This is a genomic window from Paraburkholderia diazotrophica (assembly GCF_038900755.1).
Taxonomy (GTDB): Bacteria; Pseudomonadota; Gammaproteobacteria; order Burkholderiales; family Burkholderiaceae; genus Paraburkholderia; species Paraburkholderia diazotrophica_A.
Genome location: NZ_JBBPEN010000046.1, coordinates 1 through 3,395 on the forward strand (window position 1 = coordinate 1; position 3,395 = coordinate 3,395).

3 protein-coding genes are annotated in these 3,395 nt (G+C 63.5%); all 3 read left to right on the top strand.

All coding sequences use genetic code 11. The annotated features are described in order from the left end of the window. Nucleotides 1-812 precede the first annotated feature (812 nt). Genes istA through AABE10_RS36015 form a run of 3 tightly spaced genes read left to right on the top strand, consistent with a single transcriptional unit; the run spans nt 813 to nt 3,287 of the window. Nucleotides 813-2,327: an IS21 family transposase gene (istA, locus tag AABE10_RS36005; RefSeq protein WP_342937809.1), complete on the top strand. Its 1,515-nt coding sequence runs from the start codon at nt 813-815 to the stop codon at nt 2,325-2,327. Then, nucleotides 2,299-3,090, top strand: a complete 792-nt coding sequence (istB, locus tag AABE10_RS36010; RefSeq protein ID WP_342937810.1) for an IS21-like element helper ATPase IstB — start codon at nt 2,299-2,301, stop codon at nt 3,088-3,090. The genes istA and istB overlap by 29 nt, the downstream gene beginning before the upstream one ends. Then, nucleotides 3,087-3,287: a hypothetical protein gene (locus AABE10_RS36015; RefSeq protein WP_342937811.1), complete on the top strand. Its 201-nt coding sequence runs from the start codon at nt 3,087-3,089 to the stop codon at nt 3,285-3,287. Before istB ends, AABE10_RS36015 begins: the two co-directional genes overlap by 4 nt. The last annotated feature ends 108 nt before the right edge of the window (nt 3,288-3,395 follow it).

Genomic DNA, 3,395 nt, shown 5'->3' on the forward strand with positions numbered 1-3,395 from the left:
TGTCGATGGCGGTCAGGAACCGCGCAAATCCGGCGACACACAGTTGACGTGACGTGATAAAGGCGGTAACTGCAAGTTGCGGGGAAGGTCCTGACGCTGTGCGCGTCGGAAGGAGCCCGTAGGGCGACTGCAGACGCGCACAGCGTCGAGGCAGGCCGGTTAGGGTGCGTGATAGAAAGGCGGTTCGCCGAAGAAGAAACAACAGATGCGACGCCGAATCTAACCTGGCAGTTGGCCGGCGTCGCATCTCCACCCAACCCTTTGCTGCCGTGTGGCTGGCAAGGGGTACGCGTGTGTGCCAAGTATGGCATCACGCGCGGATTCCGTCGATTTCCTTGTCCTTGATTCTTCGGCGTGTCACGGGGACCGCCGATGCAGGTTACGGGCCGTATGTTCCTGTGCGCGCGCTGTCGCGCACAGGTTTTTATCTGTCGCCGTTGCGATCGCGGACAGCGCTACTGCACGGCTCACTGCGCACGCATATCGCGCCGCGAGAGCCAGCGCGAAGCCGCCCGACGTTACCAGCTTACCCGCCGCGGACGCTTTGCCCATGCGGCCCGCGCCCGTCGCCACCGCGCCCGCCTCCAAATCGTGACGCATCAGGGTTCACCTGGCCGCCCTGCGAATGATGTACTGCAAGCGCCCCCGAACGATGTCGCTGTTGCACCGGCAAATGACGTCGCACAAACGGCGACATCCGGTGCGCTGCACTGCTCGCGCTGCGGCGGTCTGCTCACGCCGTTCGTGCGGACCGGCTTCGTGCGCCGCCGGGGACGGGGCATCCGTCCATCATCCGCTTCCGGAGATCCGCCGTGACCATTGCGACCGAGCTGGAGGCGCAGATACTGCGCCTGTACCACGTCGAAAAGTGGCGCTGCGGCACCATCGCCCGGCAACTGCATGTACATCACACGACCGTCGCGCGTGTGCTGGCCCAGGCAGGCCTGCCCCGGCATGGATCGCCGCCACGCACCACCATGATCGAGCCTTACCTGCCGTTTATCCGGCAAACCCTCGAGAAGTTCCCGAAGCTCACGGCCAGCCGCCTGTACGCGATGGTGCGTGAGCGCGGCTACACAGGCGCGCCTGACCACTTCAGGCACATGGTGAGCCGCTACCGTCCACGCCCACCGGCCGAGGCCTTCCTGCGCCTGCGCATGCTGCCCGGAGAGTCCGCACAAGTGGACTGGGCCCATTGCGGACACATCGAAATCGGTCGCGCCCGCCGGCCATTGATGGCGTTCGTGATGGTGCTGGCCTACTCGCGGGAAATTTACCTGCGCTTCTTCCTTGACGCACGGATGGAGAACTTCCTTCGCGGACATGTCGGCGCCTTCAACACATGGTTCGGATTACCAAGGGTCCTGTGGTACGACAATCTCAAAAGTGCCGTACTTGAACGGCAGGGTGATGCCATCCGTTTCAATCCGACATTGCTCGCCTTCGCAGCCCACTACCGCTTTGAACCACGCCCAATGGCCCCTTACAGGGGCAACGAGAAAGGTAGAGTGGAACGGGCCATACGCTACATACGCGAGGCATTCCTCGCTGCACGCAAGTACACCGATCTGGACGATCTGAATGCGCAGGCCGCGCACTGGTGCCGCACCCAGGCGGCTGACCGGCCGTGTCCTGAGGACCGCAACATGAGTGTACGCGAGGCCTTCGTGCAGGAGCAGCCCTTGCTGCTGCCCCCGCCCGATAACCCGTATCCCGTGGAAGAACAACTCGCCGTGAAAGTCGGCAAGACGCCTTACGTACGCTTCGACCTGAACGACTACTCGATCCCGCATACGCACGTGCGCCGCACATTGAGTGTACGCGCCGATACCGGGCAGGTCCGGGTGTTCGACGGCGCCGAGATGATTGCCAGTCACCGGCGCAGCTACGACCGCGACGAGCAGATCGAGAATCCCCAGCACCTGAAGACGCTCGAGCAGATCAAGCACCAGGCGCGTCAGCATCGCGGCGTCAACGGCCTGACGAAGGCAGTGCCGGCCTGCCAGCGGTTGCTGGTGCGGGCTGCGGAACGCGGCGCGAACATCGGCGCGCAGACCACGGCGCTGCTGCGCCTGCTCGACCGCTATGGCGCGGCCGAACTGCAGGTTGCCGTCGAGGACGCGCTGCGCACCGGCTCAGCCCATACGAACACGGTGCGGGCCGCCCTGGAACGCCGCCGCCTCGAACGCGGCGCGCCTCCGCCCGTTGCCATCAACCTGCCCGAGCATGTGCGCAGCAAGGACAGGCCCGTGCAGCCCCACCGACTCGATACCTACGATCAACTGAGTGCCAACGAAGATGACGATACCGAACCTGCAGAACAATGAAGTGCTGCGCGCCCGGGCAAAGGCCCTGCGCATGAACGGCCTGCTTGAACACTGGCCCGAGGTCGAAGGCGCCGAGTGGATCGCACCACTGCTGCAATGGGAAGAGGAGGAGCGCGCGCACCGCTCGTTGCAGCGTCGCATTCGTGACGCTCGCCTTGGCCACTTCAAGGGGCTTGCGGACTTCGAATGGGCATGGCCCAAACGCATAGACCGTGGTGCGGTCGAGGATCTGATGTCGCTCACGTTCCTTGCTGACGCGACCAACGTCGTGTTCATCGGCCCGAACGGCGTGGGCAAATCGACACTGGCACGCAACGTCGCCAATCAGGCGCTCGTCGCGGGCCACACGGTGCTGTTCCGCTCCGCAAGCGAGATGCTCGGCGAACTCGCAGCACTTGACAGCGATTCAGCGCTGCGCCGGCGTCTTCACCACTATGCAGCGCCAGACGTCCTGGTCGTCGATGAAGTGGGCTATCTCTCATACACGAACCGGCACGCGGACCTGCTGTTCGAGCTCATCAGCCGCCGGTATGAGGCCCGTTCGACAATTGTTACAACAAACAAGGCGTTTAAGGACTGGTCGGAGGTGTTCCCGAACGCGGCGTGCGTCGTGTCACTGGTGGACCGTCTCGTGCATCGTGCCGAGGTGATCTCGATCGAGGGCGAATCATACCGGCTCAAGGAAGCCCGCGAGCGCACCGAGGCGCGCGCCCGGCAGCGCGGTGCGAAGAAGTCCGTCACGAGAAAGGAGGATGAGACATGAGCAGCTCTGGTCGCCGTCACTGCATTGCATTCGTCGTCCCAGACGACTGGACGCCACAACAGGCGCTGGCCGTGTTCGAGCTGCTTGACGATCTGCGCGAGGTCATTAGCTCACGATATCTGACGGATATCCAGCAAGCGATGCGCGACGAACGTCAGCCACCTGAGCGGTCCTTTACCGGCCCGCCTTCGTTCTGACTCCAGGTCAGCATCAACAGGAAGGGGCCCGCGTGGGCCCCTTAATTGTTGACGGATTCGCTCAAGCTCCTGTCGTCATTTATGCGCGCTTTTAGACCGCCAACAACA